General features: G+C 69.1%; 15 protein-coding genes. 12 read left to right on the plus strand and 3 right to left on the minus strand.

Annotation, left to right across the window (positions count from 1 at the left end; all coding sequences use genetic code 11):
- Positions 1-62: 62 nt before the first annotated feature.
- From QTI51_RS27430 to QTI51_RS27460, 7 genes are all read left to right on the plus strand, one after another.
- Entirely contained in the window at positions 63-935 is an 873-nt protein-coding gene (locus QTI51_RS27430; RefSeq protein WP_116911806.1) for a branched-chain amino acid ABC transporter permease, read from the plus strand.
- Complete coding sequence (locus QTI51_RS27435; RefSeq protein WP_116911805.1) at positions 932-1,882, plus strand: branched-chain amino acid ABC transporter permease; 951 nt, start codon at positions 932-934, stop codon at positions 1,880-1,882. Before QTI51_RS27430 ends, QTI51_RS27435 begins: the two co-directional genes overlap by 4 nt.
- A 136-nt stretch (positions 1,883-2,018) precedes the next feature.
- Positions 2,019-2,768 (plus strand): ABC transporter ATP-binding protein, encoded by a 750-nt coding sequence (locus QTI51_RS27440; protein ID WP_116911804.1) that lies wholly within the window; start codon positions 2,019-2,021, stop codon positions 2,766-2,768.
- The gene (locus QTI51_RS27445; protein ID WP_116911803.1) at positions 2,768-3,469 is read left to right on the plus strand and encodes an ABC transporter ATP-binding protein; all 702 of its coding nucleotides are present in this window, start codon (positions 2,768-2,770) and stop codon (positions 3,467-3,469) included. The genes QTI51_RS27440 and QTI51_RS27445 overlap by 1 nt, the downstream gene beginning before the upstream one ends.
- Before the next feature lie 31 nt (positions 3,470-3,500).
- Positions 3,501-4,418, plus strand: a complete 918-nt coding sequence (locus QTI51_RS27450; protein WP_116911802.1) for a helix-turn-helix domain-containing protein — start codon at positions 3,501-3,503, stop codon at positions 4,416-4,418.
- 107 nt (positions 4,419-4,525) lie between these two features.
- Positions 4,526-6,466: a tannase/feruloyl esterase family alpha/beta hydrolase gene (locus QTI51_RS27455; protein ID WP_116911801.1), complete on the plus strand. Its 1,941-nt coding sequence runs from the start codon at positions 4,526-4,528 to the stop codon at positions 6,464-6,466.
- A 176-nt stretch (positions 6,467-6,642) separates the two neighbouring features.
- Positions 6,643-8,682, plus strand: coding sequence for a sigma-54-dependent Fis family transcriptional regulator (locus QTI51_RS27460; RefSeq protein ID WP_116911800.1), 2,040 nt, complete (start codon positions 6,643-6,645; stop codon positions 8,680-8,682).
- 52 nt (positions 8,683-8,734) lie between these two features.
- Here the strand turns inward: QTI51_RS27460 and QTI51_RS27465 are convergent, their stop codons facing one another.
- Positions 8,735-10,111: a hypothetical protein gene (locus tag QTI51_RS27465; protein WP_165840420.1), complete on the minus strand. Its 1,377-nt coding sequence runs from the start codon at positions 10,109-10,111 to the stop codon at positions 8,735-8,737.
- 386 nt (positions 10,112-10,497) lie between these two features.
- Here QTI51_RS27465 and QTI51_RS27470 point away from each other — a divergent pair, with 386 nt between their 5' ends.
- A complete protein-coding gene (locus QTI51_RS27470; protein ID WP_116911797.1) occupies positions 10,498-12,321 on the plus strand; it encodes an NAD(P)/FAD-dependent oxidoreductase in 1,824 nt (607 codons plus the stop codon).
- Between the two features lie 324 nt (positions 12,322-12,645).
- On the opposite strand, the gene QTI51_RS27475 is transcribed toward QTI51_RS27470, so the two are convergent.
- Positions 12,646-13,356, minus strand: coding sequence for a Crp/Fnr family transcriptional regulator (locus QTI51_RS27475; RefSeq protein ID WP_116911796.1), 711 nt, complete (start codon positions 13,354-13,356; stop codon positions 12,646-12,648).
- Between the two features lie 16 nt (positions 13,357-13,372).
- On the minus strand, positions 13,373-13,771 hold the full coding sequence (locus tag QTI51_RS27480; RefSeq protein WP_165840419.1) for a DUF1090 domain-containing protein: 399 nt from the start codon (positions 13,769-13,771) through the stop codon (positions 13,373-13,375).
- A 153-nt stretch (positions 13,772-13,924) separates the two neighbouring features.
- Here QTI51_RS27480 and QTI51_RS27485 point away from each other — a divergent pair, with 153 nt between their 5' ends.
- From QTI51_RS27485 to QTI51_RS27500, 4 genes are all read left to right on the plus strand, one after another.
- Positions 13,925-14,845 carry a beta-keto acid cleavage family enzyme gene (locus tag QTI51_RS27485; protein ID WP_116911794.1) on the plus strand — a complete coding sequence of 307 codons (921 nt, stop codon included), beginning with the start codon at positions 13,925-13,927 and terminating at the stop codon, positions 14,843-14,845.
- Between the two features lie 70 nt (positions 14,846-14,915).
- Positions 14,916-16,130, plus strand: a complete 1,215-nt coding sequence (locus QTI51_RS27490; protein ID WP_286516849.1) for an ABC transporter substrate-binding protein — start codon at positions 14,916-14,918, stop codon at positions 16,128-16,130.
- 26 nt (positions 16,131-16,156) lie between these two features.
- A complete protein-coding gene (locus QTI51_RS27495; protein WP_286547665.1) occupies positions 16,157-17,110 on the plus strand; it encodes a 3-hydroxyacyl-CoA dehydrogenase NAD-binding domain-containing protein in 954 nt (317 codons plus the stop codon).
- A gap of 137 nt (positions 17,111-17,247) precedes the next feature.
- Entirely contained in the window at positions 17,248-19,056 is a 1,809-nt protein-coding gene (locus tag QTI51_RS27500; protein ID WP_116911905.1) for a feruloyl-CoA synthase, read from the plus strand.
- Positions 19,057-19,076 lie beyond the last annotated feature (20 nt).

Here is a 19,076-nt window from a genome sequence, read left to right on the forward strand (position 1 = left end):
CCGCGGCGTCTGGCGAACTGTACCCCTCCCCTTAACGATCCCGCCCAGAGAGAACCTCCAACGTGGATTTCGGAACCTTTCTCGTGCAGTGCCTGAACTCCGTTCAGTACGGCTTGCTGCTCTTTCTCGTGGCCTCGGGGCTGACGCTGATCTTCGGGATCATGGGCGTCATCAACCTCGCGCACGGCAGCTTCTACATGATCGGCGCGTACATGGCGTTCGCGCTCGCGCCGCTGTTCGGCGACCAGTTCCTGCTGATGCTGGTGGCCGGCGTGGTGCTGGCGGCCATCTTCGGCTACCTGCTCGAATGGGCCTTCTTCAGCTACCTGTACCAGCGCGACCACCTGCAGCAGGTGCTGATGACCTACGGGCTCATCCTGGTGTTCGAGGAGCTGCGCTCCATCCTCGTGGGCAACGACGTGCACGGCGTGAAGGTGCCCGCGTGGCTCGACGGCAGCTTCGCGCTGGGCAACGTCATGAGCTACCCGTGGTACCGGCTGTTCGCGTCGGCCGCCTGCATCGTGCTGGCCGTGGCGCTGTACTGGGTGGTGAACCGCACACGCCTGGGCATGATGATTCGCGCCGGCGCGAGCAACCGCGACATGGTGCGCGGGCTGGGCATCGACGTGAAGCGGCTGTACCGCATCGTGTTCGCGGCCGGCGTGGCGCTCGCGGCGCTGGCCGGCATGATCGCCGCGCCCATGTCCTCCGTGTACCCCAACATGGGCGCGAGCGTGCTCATCATCTGCTTCGTGCTGGTGGTGATCGGCGGCATCGGCTCCATCACCGGGGCGCTGGTGGCCTCGCTGCTGGTGGGCTTCGTCGACACCTTCGGCAAGGTGTTCTTCGCCGACCTGAGCGGCATCGGCATCTACCTGCTGATGGCCATCGTGCTGATCTGGAAGCCCGAAGGGCTGATGGGGAGGCGGTCATGAAGAAGGCGTCGTTCCTGCTGCCCGTGGCCTGCGCGGTGGCTGTCGGCATCGCCGGGCCGCTGATGGGCAACTACGCGTCGGACTTCATCGTGAAGATCATGATCCTGTCGATCTTCGCGCTGAGCCTGGAGCTGCTGGTGGGCATGACCGGGCTCGTGAGCCTGGGGCATGCGGCGTTCTACGGCATCGGTGCCTACGTGACGGTGCTGGCCTCGGGCAGCGAGGGCGGCAACTTCGCGCTGCTGCTGCCGCTGGCCATGGCCGCGGCGGCGCTGTACGCGCTGTTCGTGGGCGCGCTGAGCCTGCGCACGCGGGGCGTGTACTTCATCATGGTGACGCTGGCCTTCGCGCAGATGGCTTTCTTCGTGTTCCACGACACCAAGGTCGGCGGCGGCAGCGACGGCATCTACATGTACGTGCGCCCTGCGCTCGGCGCGCTCGACCTGGAGAACCGCACGGTGCTGTTCTACGTGGTGCTGGCGTCGCTGGTGTTCACCTACGGGCTGCTGGCGCTCATCCGGCGTTCGCGCTTCGGCGCGGCGCTGGCGGGCATTCGCGTGAACGAGCAGCGCATGCGCGCGGCGGGGTTCTCGGTGTACGGCTACAAGCTCGCCGCCTTCGTGCTGGCCGGTGCGCTGGCCGGGCTGGCGGGCTTCCTGCTGGCGTCGCGCGACGGCGTGGTCAACCCCGAGCTGATGGCGTGGCACAACTCGGGCGAGGTGCTGCTGATGGTGATCCTGGGCGGGCTGGGGCACCTGCGCGGCGCGGTCATCGGCGCCATCGCGTTCACGCTGCTGAAGGAAGTGTTTTCGACGCACGCCGTGATGGGCCCGCTGGCCGACCACTGGCAGCTGACGCTGGGGCTGACGATCATCGTGTTCGTGGCGCTGCTGCCGAAGGGGTTGATCGGGTTGGTGAAGCGGCTGTCGCCGAAGGAGGCTGCATGAGCGCGCTCCTGACTTTCTCCCTCCCCCGCTGGGGGAGGGCCGGGGTGGGGGCACGCGGCCTTCGCGAAGACAGTGCTTCAACCAGCGCCGCGTGCCCCCATCCCAACCTTCCCCCGGAAGGGAAAGGAGCAAGACCATGAACGCACTGCTCTCCGTCGAAAAACTGACCCGCCGCTTCGGCGGCCTCACCGCCGTCAACGCCGTCACGCTCGACCTGCACATCGGCGAAGTCCATGCCGTCATCGGCACCAACGGCGCCGGCAAGTCCACCCTCATCAACATGCTCTCGGGCGAGATCGAGGCCTCCGAAGGCCGCATCGCACTCGACGGCGTGGACATCACCGGCCGCGCGCAATCGCGGCGCGCGCGCGACGGCGTGGGCCGCAGCTACCAGCGCACGACCATCTTCCCGGAGTTCACGGTGCACGAGAACTGCCGCCTCGCCGCGCAGGCCGCCACCGCGAAGCCGTGGGCCATCTGGCAGTCGTCGCAGCGCTGCGCCACCAGCAACGCATCGGCCGACGCGGCGCTCGAAGCGGCCGGCCTCGCGCACGAAGCGCAACGCATCGCCGGCACCATGAGCCACGGCGCGCAGCGCCAGCTCGAGGTGGCAATGTGCCTGGCCACGCACCCGCGCGTGCTGCTGCTGGACGAACCCCTGGCCGGCATGGGCGCCGAGGAAACCGACCGCATGCTCACGCTGCTCGCGCGGCTGAAGGCCACGCACGCCATCTTGCTGGTGGAGCATGACATGGACGCCGTGTTCCGCATTGCCGACCGCATCACGGTGATGGTGAACGGCACCGTCATCGCCACGGGCAACCCGCAGGAAATCCGCGAAAACCCCGAGGTCCGCACAGCCTACCTGGGCGAGGAAAAACACTGATGCTGCTCGTACGCGACCTCAACACCTACTACGGCAACAGCCACATCCTGCGCGGCGTGCACGCCGCCATTCCGGCGGCCACCTCGGTGGGCCTGCTCGGGCGCAACGGGATGGGCAAGACCACGCTGATCCGCACCGTGATGGGCTACGTGCGCCCGGCCTCCGGCGAGGTGCAGGTCGACGGCCGCACCGTCACCGGCCTGCCGCCGGAGAAGATGGCCCGCCTGGGCATCGGCTACGTGCCCGAAGGCCGCGGCATCTTCCCGAACCTGTCGGTGCGCGAGAACCTCGTGATGAGCGAGCGCGCCGGCATCGACGGCCAGCGCGCCTGGACCTTCGATCGCGTGATGGCGACCTTTCCGCGCCTGTCGGAGCGGCTGTCCAACGGCGGCCAGCAGCTCTCGGGCGGCGAGCAGCAGATGCTGTCCATCGGCCGCGCGCTCATGACCAACCCGCGCCTGCTCATCCTCGACGAAGCGACCGAGGGCCTGGCCCCGCTGATCGTGGCGGAAATCTGGCGCGTGATCAGCGAGATCCGCGCGACCGGCATCGCCACGCTCATCGTCGACCGCGACTACCGCAAGGTGCTGGCCCACACCGACCTCGCGGTGGTGATGGAGAAGGGCCAGATCGTGCGGCACGGCGCGTCGGCCGACCTGCTGGCGCAACCGCAGGCGCTGGAAGAGCTGCTGGGCGTTTAGGCACGCCGCATCCCACGAAGGCGCAAGCGCCGTGACCCGCGAGATCAGCCTCATCGACGCCGCGGGCAAGCCCCTGCGCAACGAGGCCCGGATGCTGGTCGACGCGCAGGCCACGCCGTGGCAGGGCTTTGCGCTCGAGGTGCGCGCGATGACCGGCGACGGCGAGAACCCGCCCTGCTACAACCCGCACCCGCTGATCGGCCTGTGCGTGCGCGGCCATGTGAAGGGCGCGATGACGCGCGGCCGGCGCGTGCTGCCCTTCGAGGCGCATGCGGGCGGCATGTTCATCTTCGAGCAGGGCTACGAGGTCGATCGCGCCTGCTGGAGCGGCCATGTCGAGGAAATGATCGCGGTGGAAATCCGCCCCGAGGCGCTGCGCAGCCTCATGCCCGAGAGCGACGGCGCGCTGCACCTGCAGACCCACCTGTCGACCACCGACGCCACGCTGTCGGCGTTGGCCATCGCCATGCGCGACGAGGTGGAGCGCGGCTGCAGTTCCGGGCGCATGCATGCGCAGGGCCTGTCGATGGCGCTCGCGAGCTACCTGCAGAGCCGCTACGGCGGCGCGGGCCACGACGCCGCCAGCGCCCGGCGCCCGCGCGGCCGGCTCTCGCAGGCGGACCTGCACAAGGTCTACGACTGGGTGATGCAGCACCTGGCGGAAGACTTCGGCATCGACGAGCTCGCGGCCGAGTTGCGCATGAGCGCGGTGCACTTCACGCGCCTGTTCCGCGCGAGCACGGGCGCCACGCCCTATCGCTACGTGACGGAGCAGCGCGTGCGCCATGCGCTGTCGCTGCTCGAGGGCAGCCTGCCGCTCGCGGAGATCGCGCATGCGGTGGGCTTCTCGAGCCAGGCGCATTTCACGCAGGTGTTCCGCCAGCTGGTGGGCACCACGCCGGCACGCGCGCGGCAGGGCGCAGGCACGCGGCACACGCCACGCGGGTAAGTCCTTGTGCGGGGTGAAGGGATCCCGCTAGCGTTGATCGCATGTCGATAGACCGCGCGGGGACGCGGCGGCAAATTCAGTCTCCACACACAACAGGAGACAAGAAGATGCCCACCCCCTTCACCCCCTTCACCCGCTTCACCCGCTTCCATCGACCACACCTCGCGGCCCGCGCCCTCGGCGCCTGCTGCCTGGGCCTCGTCGCCGCCGCCGCGCTCACGGCCTGCGGCGGCAGCGATTCGTCGGGCGGCATCGTGCTGCCCGTGACCTCGGCGCCGCCACCGCCTCCCCCCGCAAGCGCCGGCCCGGTGCCACTGGCCTGCGACGAGAGCCTGAAGACCGCGTTCAAGCCCGACGCCGACACCACGGTCACGCTCGTCAGGCAGTTCAGGAAGGGCGACGACCTGAACCTCGACGGCAAGCCCACCGGCACGAAGGCGCTGGCCGACCTGTGCATGGTGAAGCTCAACGTCGGCCCCGGCCATGCCGGCCCCGCGGGCGCGCCTTCGACCTCGCCGGGCATCGGCATCGAGGTGTGGCTGCCCGCCGCGTCGGCATGGAACCAGCGCGTGCGCGTGCTTGGTGGCGGCGGCTTCGCGGGCGAGCCGACGATCAGCGCGCTCGAAAGCATCGGCAACGCCGGCGGTGTCGATTCGCCTGCGCGCGTCGCGGGTGCCGAAGGTTCGGTCAGCGCCATCACCGACACGGGCCACGCCTCGCACGCGCCCATGGCGGGCGTCGACGGCTCCTTCGCGATGAACCCCGACGGCACCGTCAACACCGCCGGCTGGGCCGACTTCGCGAGCCGCGGCATCCACGAGATGGCGGTCAAGGCCAAGGCGCTGGCCGCCGGCTTCTATGGCGAGGCACCCAAGTACTCGTACTGGGACGGCTGCTCCACCGGCGGGCGCCAGGGCCACATGCAGGCCCAGGTGAACCCCGACGACTTCGACGGCATCCTGGCCGGCAACAGCGCCATCAACTGGACCACCTTCATCACCGGCGAGCTGTACCCGCAGGTGGTGATGCAGCGCGACCTCGGCGGCACGCCGCTCACGCCGGACCAGATGACGCTGGTGTCGTCGGCCGCGGTGAGCGCCTGCGACAGCACGCTCACCGGCCAGCACGAAGGCTTCGTCAGCGACCCGGCCGCCTGCAAGTACGACCCCACGCAAGACGCCGCCGTGCTGTGCACCGGCAGCGGCGGCAGCAACGCCACGGCGGCCTGCCTGAGCACCGTGCAGGCGCAGGCCGTCAACAAGATCTGGTACGGGCAGACGCGCGACGGCAGCGCGCCCGCGCCCGCGAGCGACATCGGCTACGGCGCCACGCTGGCGTCGAACCAGCTCTGGTACGGGCTCACGCGCGGCACCGTCTTCAACAACCCCGCCGCGCCGGGCCTCGCGCTGGCCGACTCGACCGCCGGCGTGCCCAACCCCTTCCCCATCGCCGCGCACCAGGTGGCGCTGAACCTGCAGGACCCGACCCTGGCCACGCCCGACTTCGTCAACGCGACGGGCAACGGCGCGAACCGGTGGAAGGGCCTGTCTTATGCGCAGCTGGCCAATGCCAGCGACCGTGGCAAGGCGCTGCAGGCGGCGTTCTCGAACATCAACGCCGACAACCCCGACCTCGCGCGCTTTCGCGACCGCGGCGCCAAGCTGCTGACGTACCACGGCCTGGCCGACCCGCTGATTCCGAACTCCGGCACCGCCCACTACTACGAGCGCGCCGCCAAGGCCATGGGCGGCATCGACGCGCTGCAGAAGTTCTACCGCTACGTCGAGGTGCCCGCGATGGGCCACTGCGCGGGCGTGGGCTCGGTCAACGGGCTGGCGGGCACCAGCCCCGCGGCCAACCCGCCGCTGCCGGCACCGAACCAGCTGTTCGCGGCGCTGACCGACTGGGTCGAGAAGGGCGTGGTGCCGGACAGCGTGGTGCTGCAGAACGCCGACAAGTCGCTCGCGCGCCCGCTGTGCACTTATCCGAAGAAGATCGCCTACGTGGGCGGCGACGTGACAAAGGCCGCGAGCTTCGCCTGCCGGTGATGGGACGCTGGGGGGGGCTTGCATGCTGTTGCAAAGCGGGAAGGCGGCCGTCGGTATTCACCGGGTTTTACCTCTGTCCTGCGACAGCGCGACAGCCGAATGATGGGCGGCCGCGCGGCTTCGGCAAGGCCGCGCGCCCCTCCCTCGTCACCGCGATCACTCCCGCGAGGCTGCGCATGATCTCCCTGCAATCGCGTCACATCGACAACGTCTACGCCATCGCCACCGGCGCGGCGCTGGCCGATCCGCTGAAGGCCCATCCGCTCGATGCCGGCCTGCTCCAGGCCGACCCGGCGCAGAGCCTGGTCCACCGGTCGTGGGCGCGTTGCGTGCGCGACCACGGGCTCGACCCGTCCAAGCCCAGCCCCGCGCGCATCCTGCCCGCGCAGGAGGTGCGGGCGCACCAGCAGCAGCTGGAGCATTTCCTGCGCGCCGCGCGCGCGGGCATGGAAGACATCTACCGCCGCGTGGCCGACCTGGGCTACATGGTGCTGCTCACCGATGCCGAAGGCATCACCGTGGACTACATCGGCAACCCCGCCTGGGACGACCAGCTGCGCCAGGCCGGCCTGTACCTGGGCGCCGACTGGAACGAAGCGCACGCCGGCACCTGCGGCGTGGGCACCTGCCTGGTCGAACGCCAGCCCATGACCTGCCACCAGACCGAGCACTTCGACGCCACGCACATCGCGCTCACCTGCACCACCGCGCCGCTGTTCGACCACAGCGGCAAGCTGACGGCCATCCTCGACGTGTCCGCGCTGCGCTCGCCCGAGGCCAAGGAGAGCCAGCACCTGGTGCGCCACCTGGTGGCCATGTACGCGCGGCTCATCGAGGACGCCGACTTCCTGCGCAACTTTCGCGGCCACTGGATCTTGCGGCTGGGCAGCGCCTACGGGCTGGTCGACGTGGCGGGCGAGGTGATGCTGGCCTTCGACGAGGGCGGCACGCTGGCGGGCGCCAACGGCGGCGCGCGCCAGGTGTTCGCGGGCAGCGCGCTGCAAGGCCCCGTGTCTGAACTGCTGCACATGCCCATGGACGCCGTCTGGCGCATCGGCAGCGGCGGCGCGTCGGCCATGCCCTTCGCGCACACCGTGCTGCTGCCCGGTGGCGGCGAGTACCACGCGTCGCTGCTGGCGCCGCGCGTGCGGCGCGCCTCGGCGCCTTCACCCACATCCACACCCTCATCCACATCCACGCCTGCACCCACCCCCGTCACGGCATCGACCGCGCGCCCCTCCGACCGCCTGCCCCCGCTGGAGCGCATCGCCGGCGACGACCCCGCGATGCAGAAGCTGCTCGCCCAGGCGCGCCGGCTGGTCGACCGCGGCATCCACGTGCTGGTCGAGGGCGAGACCGGCAGCGGCAAGGAGGTGCTGGCGCGCGCGCTGCACGGCGCGAGCAGCCGCGCCGCCCTGCCCTTCGTGGCGGTGAACTGCGCGGCCATTCCCGATTCGCTGATCGAGAGCGAGCTGTTCGGCTACACGCCCGGCAGCTTCACCGGCGGCCGCGCGAAAGGCATGAAGGGCCTGATCGCGCAGGCCGACCGCGGCACGCTGTTTCTCGACGAGATCGGCGACATGCCGATGGCGCTGCAGACGCGGCTGCTGCGCGTGCTGTCCGAAGGCGAGGTGCTGCCGCTGGGGGCGGAGTCGCCGCAGCGGGTGGATGTTGCGGTGGTGGCGGCCACGCACCGCAACCTGCGCGCGCTGGTGGCCGAAGGGCGCTTTCGCGAAGACCTGTACTACCGGCTGTGCGGCGCGGTGCTGAAGCTGCCGCCGCTGCGGGCGCGCAGCGACCGGCGCTACCTGGTCGAGGGCATGTTCAACGAAGAGGCCGCCGCGATGGAAGCGGTGGGGACGATGGGGCCGGCGGCGCGGCTGTCGGGCGAGGCGATGCAGGCGCTGCTGGCGCACGACTGGCCGGGGAATCTGCGGGAGCTGCGCAATGTGCTGCGGCTGGCGCTGGCGTTGTGCACGGAGGGCGTGGTCGGCGTGGACGACCTGCAGTTGCCCGCCGGCAGAACTCTCATCGACACGCCGCATGCCGATGCCCCGCAGGCGGACGACATGGGCAGTGCGGCGCAGTTGATTGAGCTGCTCAAGCGGCATCGCTGGCATGTCGCACGCGCGGCGACCGAACTCGGCGTCAGCCGCGCGACCGTGTATCGCCACATGAAGCGGCACGGCATCGGCGCACCGCCCCGCCACCCATGAAAAAGCCCGCGACGCCGTGCACGGCGCGCGGGCTGCCAGGGTCAATGCACGGTCAGAAGGTCACGCCGATGTGCAGGAAGCCATGCTGCGGCGAGGGGCTGCGCGCGCCGATGAGCAACTCGATCCTGCTGGAACGCATCGCGAAGTAGGAGTCCGCGCCCGAAACGCCGAGCCGGATGCCGGTCGGGCTGCTGCCGGTGAGTGCGCTCAGCGCCAGCGTCGTCGTTGGAACGGGTCCCGTCGACAACAGCGTGTACTGCGTCGGCGTCACGTTCGAGAAGTCGGTCGTGCCGGCCGTCGTCCAGCCACCGCTGTCGAAAGCTGCATACGAGGCCGCGGCCGGAACACCGACCGACAGGATCTGGCTGGACGTGATGGGCGCGACACCCGCGCTCAGGTAGACCTTGTCGCCTTCCACATTGGCGATGCTGAACCTGCCGAGCAGCGTGCCGGTCGTGGCGTCCTTCAAGGTCCACATGCCGGGTTCCGCATCGGCCGCGACCACCGAGGTGGTCACGCTGCCGCTCGGGCAGTTCTCGATGCGGTAGATCTGCAGGTCGTTGCACTGCTTCATCACCGTGCCGCCGCCGGAAATCTGGATCTGCGCGATGGCCGATTCCGCGCCCGTGCCCGAGAACTCGATGCGCGCGCGGTCGTAGGTGCCGTCCAGCTTGTCCGGCGAGACAACGAATGCGCGCGTTGCCACGAAGGGAACCGTCTTGTAGCTGACCGGCGTGGTGAACGCGGCGGCAAACGGGAACGCACCGACGAAGGTGTCTTTCAGCGCGGTGAAACCCGTGTTGTTCGTGCCGACGACGCGGCTGCTGGTGAACATCCATCCGTGGATGCCCATGCTGAAGGTGCCGGAGGTCTTGTCGCCCGCGGCATCCGTCACGCTGTAGGTCTTGGCGTCGAAATCGACGTGCAGCTTCTGGCGCGAGCCGTTGGCGGCAAACACCATGTAGTCGCCGTTGCCGTAGTCGCCCGTGCCCACCGTGAAGTTCAGTTCGACGGAGCGGTTGTCCGACGCGTTGGCCACGAGCTTGTAGCCGCCTGCGCCGGTCGCGCCGGGGTTGGCGAAGCGCGAGATCCACTGCGCGGTGCCCGTGTCGACGTCGGTGCGGGTCACGCCGCTGCCGCCCGCGCTGCCGAGCCATGCGGCGCTGTCGCTGGCCTTGACCGCCACCAGCTGGCCCGGCGCCACGGCGTACTTGCCCGAGCTGTCGGGCGTGGCCGCGCTGCCGTCGATTTCAACCGTGAGCTTCAGCTCCGCCACCGCGGGCGGTGCCGGCGCCGGCGGCGGCGGCGGCGCGTTGACGATGGGCAGCAAGGGCACGCCGCTTCCACCTCCTCCGCCCCCACCTCCGCCGCAGCCGGCCAGTCCCAGAACCAAGGCCGCCGCGAGCGCGGTTCCCGTGCTTTTCTTCATCTCTGTCCCTCTACATGTTGTATTGATCTATCGCGCCCTCGGCGACGCCGAAGGTCGGGTAGGAATGTAGTGAAAACTTTACTTTTCTTAGACAAAAATATACAAATAAGTCGTTCCAGCGCGACATTGTTCAGTGTTTCGCGAACAGTTCCGAATGAAATTAATTAGAAAGTTTTCGGATTGATTCCGAACGAGCTGGCGCTCGTCGCATCCGCGTCTCACCCCTGTCGCACCGCGCACGCGACGCGCGACAGGCATGAGACAAAAGCCGCTCCAAGTCATTGATTCCACGTCGTCCGCGGCGCGGCACGAAAGCTGCGCAATGCATGCCGCGCCTCGACGCGCATTCATCAACGACGCGAATCAACGACGTTTGGAGACAAGCAATGACAGACCCGACCCCCAGCGCGAGCGGCCCCACCCGGGCCGCCGCCCAATGGCTCGCCGACTTTTCCGCCGCGCTCGCGCGCGGCGACATCGACGCGGCCGTCTCGCTGTTCGAGCCCGACAGCTACTGGCGCGACCTTGTCGCCTTCACCTGGAACATCCGCACGCAGGAGGGCCCCGACGCCATCCGCGCGATGCTGCAGGCCCGGCTGGCCGACACGCAGCCCACCGCCTTCGCGGTGGAAGGCGAGGCCACCGAGGCCGACGGCGTGGTCGATGCGTGGTTCACCTTCGAGACGCGCGTGGCCCGCGGACGCGGCCACCTGCGCCTGCGCGACCACGACGGAAAGCGCAAGGCCTGGACGCTGCTCACCACCATGACCGAGCTGAAAGGCTTCGAGGAGAAGACGGGCGACAACCGCGTGAAGGGCGCGGAGCACGGCGTGCACAAGGGCCGCAAGAACTGGCTGGAGAAGCGCCGCGACGAGGAAGCCGCGCTGGGCTACACCGAGCAGCCCGAGGTGGTGGTGATCGGCGGGGGCCAGGGCGGCATCGCGCTCGGCGCGCGGCTGCGGCGGCTGGGCGTGCCGACCATCATCGTGGAGCGCAACGCGAAGGCCGGCGACTCCTGGCGCAAGCGCTACAAGTCGCTGTGCCTGCACGACCCGGTCTGGTACGACCACCTGCCCTACATGCCGTTCCCCGACGACTGGCCGGTGTTCGCGCCCAAGGACAAGATCGGCGACTGGCTGGAGATGTACACGAAGATCATGGAGCTCAACTACTGGAGCGCCACCAACGCGAAGAACGCCCGCTTCGACGAGGCCACGCAGCGCTGGGAAGTGACCGTGGAGCGCGAGGGCAAGACGGTGGTGCTGCGGCCTAAGCAGCTGGTGTTCGCGATGGGTGTCTCGGGCTACCCGAACGTGCCGAAGGTGGCGGGCGCGGAGAACTTCAAGGGCGACCAGCACCACTCCAGCCAGCACCCCGGGCCCGAGGCCTACGCAGGCAAGAAGTGCGTGGTGCTGGGCTCGAACAACTCGGCGCACGACATCTGCGCGGCGCTGTGGGAACACGGCGCTGACGTGACGATGGTGCAGCGCTCGTCCACGCACATCGCGCCTTCGCAATCGCTGATGGAGCTGGCGCTGGGCGGGCTGTATTCCGAGCAGGCGGTGAAGAACGGCATCGACCACCACAAGGGCGATCTGATCTTCGCGTCGGTGCCCTACAAGATCATGCACACCTTCCACATTCCGGTGTATGACGAGATGAAGAAGCGCGACGCCGACCTGTATGCGCGGCTGGAGAAGGCGGGCTTCCTGCTGGACTTCGGGGTCGACGGCTCGGGCCTGTTCATGAAGTACCTGCGGCGCGGCTCGGGCTACTACATCGATGTGGGCGCCTCCGAGCTGGTGGCCAACGGCAGCATCCACCTGAAGAGCGGCGTGAACATCGAGCGGGTGAACGAACGCTCGGTGACGCTGACCGACGGCACCGAGCTGCCGGCCGACCTGCTGGTGTACGCCACGGGCTATGGCTCGATGAACGGCTGGCTCGCCGACCTGATCTCGCCGGAGATCGCCGACAAGGTCGGCAAGTGCTGGGGCCTGGGCTCGAACACGCCGAAGGACCCGGGGCCGTGGGAGGGCGAGCTGCGCAACATGTGGAAGCCCACGCAGGTGGAGAACCTGTGGTTCCACGGCGGCAACCTGCACCAGTCGCGGCATTACTCGCAGTTTTTGGCGCTGCAGTTGAAGGCGCGGATGGAAGGGATCGATACGCCGGTGTACGAGCGGGCGCCGTCGCACCATACGCGCTGACTCGCGTTGTCCCCTCTGCGGCAAGCGCGACGGGCGCGTTTGCCTTGTCCCCTCTCCCGCTTGCGGGAGAGGGCTAGGGTGAGGGCTGGTGCTTGAGATGAGGCGAGGCGCTTGGTTGAAGGCCGCCACCCTCACCCCCGCCCTCTCCCCAAGGGGAGAGGGAGTAACTCCCGAAGCCCGCCGACCCGTCTTGTCCCCTCTCCCGCTTGCGGGAGAGGGCTAGGGTGAGGGCAGGTGCTTCGGATGAGGCGCGGCGCTTGGTTGAAGGCCGACGCCCTCACCCCCGCCCTCTCCCCAAGGGGATAGGGAGTAACTCCCAAACCCTCACTCGCTGATGAACCGCCGCAGCCCTTCCAGGTCGATCACCGTGATCCCTCCGTACTCGATGCGCAGGAACCCCGCTTCCTTCAACCGGTTCAGCGCCGCATTGCACCTTTGCCGCGACACGCCCGACAGGTTCGCTATTTCTTCCTGCGACGTCTGCAGGTGCGGCTCGCTGCCCGGATGCAGCCAGGGGTGGAACAACCCCGCCAGCGCGCGCGCCACCTGGCTGTCGGCATCGAGCAGCCGGTGCGCCGCATAGCTGCCCATGAACCAGTGCAGCCGCTCGTTGATCTGCTGCAGCAGGAAGTGATCGAAGCCGCGCTGCGTGCGGTGCAGCCACTCGAAGGTGTCCAGCGGCAGTTGCGCCACGCGGCTGGGGCGCAGCGCGATGATGTCGGCCGAGCGCGGCAGCGCGCGCAGCAACGTGCCCTCGCCGAACCAGCTGCCCACCGACAGCCCGCCCAAGGTCACCGAGCGCCCGTCGCTCGAGGTGATCGACCACTTGAGCAAGCCCTCGAGCGTGCCGTACCAGTGCGCGGGCGTGTCGCCGCGCCGGCACAGCGCGGCGCCGGCGGCCACCTCGACCTCGCGCATCTCGTCGAGCACGCGCTCGCCCGCGCTCACGTCGAGCAGCGGAAACCAGGCCGAGCCTTGCAGCAGCTGCGCGATGGTGAGGGACGCCGCCTGCGCGACGGGCTTGGCCGTGGGCATAGATGCGGCGTAGTGCTTACCGCGCGCCCTTGAGCTGCTGCAGCTCGGCCTGCGCGTCGCGCAGCTTGCCTTCGCGATCGGCGATCTTGTCGGCGCGGCCCTTGCGTTGGGCTTCGCGCAGGTCGCGCTCGCGCTCGGCCACCTTGCGCTCCTGCGCCTTGACGCGGCGCTGGTGCTCGGCCGCCAGCCTGGCGTCGCTGCAGGTGCGGCGCACTTCGCCCAACGCTTTTTCCAGCCCGCGCACGCGTTGCTTCTGGCCCTTGGCCTTGGCCTCCTCGATGTCGTGGCCGATGGCCTCGCGCTTGGCTTCGCAGGTGGCGCCGCCTGCGCCGGCTGCGATGGCGGCAGGTTGCGCGACGGTCCAGGTCGAGGCGAATGCAGCCGCGGCGGCCAGCACGATGGGCAGTAGTTTCATGAAAGCTCCTTGTGTTGCGCAACGGCGCACGGGCGACTTTAGCTTCTGCCGCAGCGTAAACCCTGCCCCCAAATGTCGTCGCGATGACTGAGTGCAAACGCGCCCCCAAAAATAATGGCGCGCCCCCATGAAAGACACCAGGAGTCCCCGAGCATGTCGAAGCGCAAAGTGATCGTGACCATCGCCCCCACCGGCGGCATGGCGCACAAGTCGCAGAACCCCCACCTCCCCACCCAGCCCGCCGAGATCGCCGCCGACGTGCTGCGCTGCTGGAACGCCGGCGCCAGCGTGGTGGCCATCCACGCGCGTCGCCCCGACGACGGCGCCACCTGCAACGCCGAGGTGTACCGCGACATCAACAGCCGCATTCGCGCGCTGGGCAGCGACATCGTGCTGAACAACTCCACCGGCGGCGGCGTGCACGGCGACATGGTCAAGCCGCTGGCCGGCGACCGCTGGGAAATTGCCTGGGAAGAGCGCATCAAGGGCATGGACGCCGGCGCCGAGATGTGCACGCTGGACGCCACCACGCTCAACCTGAGCTTCGAGGGCAAGCAGATCCTGATGGACACGCCCATCACCCGCGGGCGCGAGCTGGCCGCGGGCATGAAGGCGCGCGGCATCAAGCCCGAGTGGGAGGTGTTCAGCCCCACCCACATCCTGCAGGACACGACCACGCTGATCGAGGAGGGCCACGACGACGAGCCCTACTTCATCAACCTGGTGATGAACGTGCACCGCAACTTCCAGAACGCGATGCCGTACTCGCCGCGCAACCTGCAGATGATGGTCGACACGCTGCCCAAGGGCGCCATCTTCGGCGTGAGCGGCATCGGCATGTCGCAGCTGGAGGCCAACGTGGCGGCGCTGCTGCTGGGCGGCCATGCGCGCGTGGGGCTGGAAGACAACCTGTACTTCCGCCACGGCGAGCTGGCCACCAACGTGCAGCTCACCGAGCGCATCGTGCGCGTGATTCGCGAGCTGGACATGGAAGTGGCCACGCCGGCCGAGGCGCGCCAGATCATGGGCCTGCCGCGCACCAGCGGCCCGCGGCCCGAGTTCGCGCTGGGCTGAAGAAGCGCGAGCACGGCGCAAAAAAAGAAAACGACGAAGACAACGCACACAACGAACAGAGACAAGCCACATGAACATTTCCCGCACCGCACTGGCCCTGGCGCTGGGCGCCGCTTTCACGGCCAGCGCGCCGGGCGCCTTCGCCCAGGTGTCCGACGACACGATCCGCATCGGCTTCATCAGCGACATGTCGGGCCTGTACCGCGACTACGACGGCCCGGCCGGCGCCGAGGCCATCCGCATGGCCATCGCGGACATGGGCGGCGCCATCGACGGCAAGAAGATCGAGCTGGTCACGACCGACCACCAGAACAAGCCCGACATCGCCGCGGCCAAGGCGCGCGAGTGGTTCGACGTGCAGAAGGTCGACATGCTGATCGGCGGCGTGAACTCGGGCGCGGCCATTGCCATGGCGGGCGTGGCGGCGGACAAGAAAAAGCCGTACTTCGTGGTGGGCTCGGGCGCATCGAGCCTCACCAACGAATACTGCTCGCCCTACACGGTGCACTACGCCTACGACACGGTGGCCATGGCGCGCGGCACGGCCAGCGCGGTGGTCAAGGCCGGCGGCAAGAGCTGGTACTTCGTGGCGGCCGACTACGCCTTTGGCGCGGCGCTGCAGAACGACGCCACCAAGACCGTGCAGGCCAGCGGCGGCACGGTGGCCGGCTCGGTGAAGCACCCGCTGGGCGCGAGCGATTTCTCGTCGTTCATGCTGCAGGCGCAAAGCTCGAAGGCGCAGGTGCTGGCGCTGGCCAACGCGGGCGGCGACACGGTGAACGCCATCAAGTCGGCGGCGGAGTTCGGCATCAGCAAGAACATGAAGCTGGCCGGCATGATCATCACCATCAACGACGTGCACGCGCTGGGCCTGAAGAGCGCGCAGGGCATGTACCTGACCGACAGCTGGTACTGGAACCAGAGCCCCGAGTCGCGCGAGTGGGCGCGACGCTTCTTCGACAAGCACAAGCGCATGCCCTCCTCCTTCCACGCCGGCGACTACTCAGCCGCGCTGCAGTACCTGCAGGCCGTGAAGGCCGCGGGCAGCGACGACGCCGACAAGGTGATGGCGCAACTGCGCAAGACCAGGTTCAATGACATGTTCGTCAAGGGCGGCTGGCTGCGCGACGACGGACTGATGGTGCACGACATGCACCTGATGCAGGTGAAGACCCCGGCCGAGTCGAAGGAGCCGTGGGACTACTACAAGGTGGTCGAGCCGATCCGCGGCGAGGCCGCATGGACGACGAAGGCGGAGAGCCGCTGCGCGCGGTGGAAATCATGAACAGCAATGGCACGAGCAGCAATGGCATGAGCAGCAATGGAGGCAACGCGGTGAGGCGCGTGGCGGTGGTCGGCACCGGCGTGATCGGCGCGAGCTGGGCCGCGTACTTCCTGGCGCACGGCCTGGACGTGAACGCGACCGACCCCTCGCCCGGCGCCGAAGAACGCCTGCGCGCGGCGGTGGCGCAGCACTGGCCGACGCTGCAGCGCTTCGGCCTGGCCGAAGGCGCGTCGGTCGACCGCCTGCGCTTTCACGACAGCCTGGAAGACGCGGTGTCGGTGGCCGACTTCGTGCAAGAGAACGGCCCCGAGCGCATGGACTTCAAGGTCGACCTGTTCCGCCGCATGGACGCGGCGGCGCCGCCCGACACCCTCCTCGCGTCGAGCTCGTCGGGCCTGGCCATCAGCGGCGTGCAGTCGGGCTGCGCGCACCCGCAGCGCGTGGTGCTGGGGCATCCGTTCAATCCGCCGCACCTCATTCCGCTGGTGGAAGTGATCGGCGGCGCGCAGACCTCGGCCGACGCCATCGAACGCACCATGGCGTTCTACGCGGCCATCGGCAAGCGCCCGATCCACGTGAAGCGCGAAGTCAAGGGCCACATTGCGAACCGGCTGCAGGCGGCGCTGTGGCGCGAGGCCTTCCACCTGGTGAACGAAGGCGTGGCGAGCGTGGCCGACATCGACTCCGCCATCGCGCACGGCCCCGGCCTGCGCTGGGCGGTGATGGGACCGTTCATGAACCTGCACCTGTCGGGTGGCGCGGGCGGCATCGAGCACGTGCTCGCGCACCTGGGCGGGCCGATCGAGGACTGGTGGAAGGACCTGGGCGCGCCGTCGATGACGGCCGAACTCAAGCAGAAGGTGGTGGAAGGCGTGTCGGAAGAACTCGGCCAGCGCCGGACCGCGGACCTGGAATCCGCGCGCGACACCCTGCTGTTAAACCTGATTCGCGCGAAGGCAGACAGCGGCAAGCTCGACTAGATGCGTGTTGTCGCGCGCCGGGTGCCGTGTTCAGGGCGCGATCGCGGCGTCGGGTGATCGCGGTTCACCAGCAGCATGCCCAGGTGAACGGCGCCAAGAGCACCAGCGCCAAAAAAGGCAAAACCCGGAACACCGAAATGACCGACTTCCTCCACGACGAAACCCTGGTCGCCCCGCCCCGCACGGTGCGCATCGACTTCGACGACGGCTCCTTCGCATTGCGCTCGACGCAAACGCTGAAGCCCTACGCGCGCTGCATCGGCGAATGGATCGAACGCTGGGCGCGGGAAACACCCGACGCACTGGCCTTCGCGGAGCGCGACGAAACCGGCGAAGGCTGGCGCAAGCTCGACTACCGCGCGCTGCGCCAGGCGGTGGGCGCGGTCGCGCAGGCACTGCTCGACATGGCGCTGCCGGCGGGCCGCCCGATCGTCATCCTCTCGGACAACGCCATAGACCACGCCGTGCTGATGCTCGCGGCCATGCACATCGGGCGCACCGCGTGCTCGCTGTCCAGCGCCTATTCGCGCATGGCCAAGGACCCGTCGCGGCTGCACGGCATGCTGCAGGCGCTGAAGCCGGGGCTCGTCTACGCGTCCGATGCCAAGGTGTACGGCGGCTCGCTCGCGGGCTGCGGCGTGGAGGCCGTCACGGTGTTCAGCCGCAACGCCGATGCGCATCCGGGGGCATTGGCTTTCGGGCAGCTGCTCGCGGCCGAGGAAACGCCGGCGGTGATGCAAGCCTTTGCGCAGGTGCTGCCCGACACGCACGCCAAGTACCTGCTGACCTCCGGCTCCACCGGCAAGCCCAAGGTGGTCATCAACACGCACCGCATGCTGTGCGCCAACCAGCAGATGATGGCGCAGACCTGGCGCTTCCTGTCGCAGGAAAAACCGGTGCTGGTCGACTGGCTCCCGTGGAGCCACACCTTCGGCGCCAACCACAACCTGCACATGGTGCTGTGCCACGGCGGCGCGCTCTACATCGACGAGGGCCGGCCCGCGCCGGGCCTGATCGAGAAGACGGTGCGCAACCTGCGCGAGGTGAAGCCCACGCTGCTGTTCAACGTGCCGCGCGGCTTCGACATGCTGCTGCCCTTCCTGGAGGCCGACGACGCGCTGGCCACCGAGGTGTTCTCGCGGCTGCGGCTGGCCTTCTACGCGGCGGCGGCGCTGGCGCCCTCCACGTGGCAGCGGCTGGAGGCGGTGGCGCGGCGCGTGCGCCCCATGCGACCGCTGTGGCTCACCACCTCGTGGGGCGCCACCGAGACATCGCCTGCCATCACCTCCGCGCACTGGAAGCTCGACGGCGCCGGCTGCATCGGCGCGCCGCTGCCCGGGCTGGAGCTGAAGTTCGTGCCCAACGGCGAGAAGCTGGAAATGCGGGTGAAGGGCGTCTCGGTGTTCCCGGGCTACCGGGACGCCCCGCGCGAAACCGCCGAGGCCTTCGACGAAGAGGGCTACTACCGCATCGGCGACGCCGGCTTCCTGGCGAACCCGGGCGAGCCCGCGCACGGCGTGATCTTCAACGGCCGCGTGGCGGAAGACTTCAAGCTCTCCACCGGCACCTGGGTGTCGGTGGGCACGCTGCGCGTGAAGCTGGTGTCGCTGCTCGCCCCGCACGTGCAGGACGTGGTGCTCACCGGCCACGACCGCGACGAGATCGGCATGCTGGTGTTCGCCAGCCCGCAGGCGGCGGCGCTGTCGCCCGAGGCGCTGGGCGAGCGCATCGCCGGCGTGCTGCGCGCGCTGCGCGACGAGGGCGCGGGCTCTTCGCAGTGCCCGGCCTGCGCGCTGGTGCTGGCCGAGCCGCCGAACCTCGACGCGGGCGAGATCACCGACAAGGGCTACATCAACCAGCGCGCGGTGCTCACGCGGCGCGCGGCCGAGGTGGCGCGGCTGCACGCGCGCACGCCGGGCGATGCGCAGGTGGTGCGCCTGAACTGATCCAGCGACCTGGAAACCAG

Source organism: Variovorax sp. J22G73 (genome assembly GCF_030317035.1).
Classification (GTDB): domain Bacteria; phylum Pseudomonadota; class Gammaproteobacteria; order Burkholderiales; family Burkholderiaceae_C; genus Variovorax.